2 protein-coding genes are annotated in these 1,075 nt (G+C 44.8%); both read left to right on the top strand.

Going from position 1 to position 1,075, the window contains the following annotated elements:
• The coding region (locus K675_RS32610) for a WbqC family protein (protein WP_017906542.1) at nucleotides 1-554 on the top strand (554 nt) is incomplete at its 5' end.
• Entirely contained in the window at nucleotides 551-961 is a 411-nt protein-coding gene (locus K675_RS34280) for a GtrA family protein (protein ID WP_080635411.1), read from the top strand. The genes K675_RS32610 and K675_RS34280, both read left to right, overlap by 4 nt.
• Nucleotides 962-1,075 lie beyond the last annotated feature (114 nt).

Raw genomic sequence — 1,075 nt, 5'->3', positions numbered from 1 at the left:
TACTCATCTGCGAAGTGGAAATAGCAAACCCCACTTGGCAAATAAAACACTGGAAAACCATAGAGCAGCAATATGGGAAATCTGCATATTTTACGCTCTACAATGAATACCTCAAGGAAATCTACCTCGGAAAAAAATGGAAAAATCTTTCCGATTTGAACCAACACCTTATCTTCATGATTTCAAAAGATATTTTGAAAATCTCAACAAGCTTCGAGGACTCGCGCAACTACAGGCTTTCGGGGCGTAAGCAGGAGAGACTTCTCGACCTGATTGCTCAAACTAGTACAAGCCACTATGTGTCAGGCCCCGCAGCACGTGACTATATCAACCCACATGCTTTTTCGGAAATGGGCGTGGAGCTCATATGGAAGGACTACTCTGGATATCCAGAGTATCCACAACGCCACCCACCCTTCGAGCATGGCGTCTCGGTCCTTGACTTAATCTTTAACGTCGGCCCGCAAGCAAGTTGGTACATATGGGGATGGCGTGAAGAGCAAGCAGCTCACAGCACAGGTACAGATCAAAAGAGCGATAAGAGCTTATCATGAGAAAAAACATCCCCCCGTCCCACTCACCCTCGCTTGTACAAATACTCAGATACGTAGCTGTAGGAGGCCTCGTGAACGGTGGGGGATACTTACTTTTCCTGATACTCCTATTCATAGGCATAGAGCACAAGCGAGCAGCATCCTTAACTTATCTACTGGGTGTCATAGCCAGCTTCGGACTGAACAGGAAAGTCGTATTCGCAAGCACATTACCGCTAAAATCTGGACTCTCACGACTATGCCTGACGCTGATCGCAGGGTACCTTCTTAATATTCTCACGCTTCGCCTAGGTGTTGACGTACTTGGATACAGTGCAAGCCTAATACAGCTTATATCAATTTTCTGCGTCTCCGCATTCTTCTATTTTGCCAACAAATTCTACGTTCACCGGAAAAATAAAGCATGAACAAGCTCATCAAAAGCAGACAGCTGGTTATTCTCCTATATTCTACCTTCAGTTATTTATCTTCTCTATCCTGGACACTTCTGGACTTACTCCCACACTTCATACGAAATATAT

This window comes from Pseudomonas fuscovaginae SE-1, assembly GCF_000364705.1.
Lineage (GTDB): Bacteria > Pseudomonadota > Gammaproteobacteria > Pseudomonadales > Pseudomonadaceae > Aquipseudomonas > Aquipseudomonas fuscovaginae_A.
The sequence above is the reverse complement of the archived record's forward strand: the minus strand, read 5'-3'. Positions and strand labels throughout refer to the sequence as shown.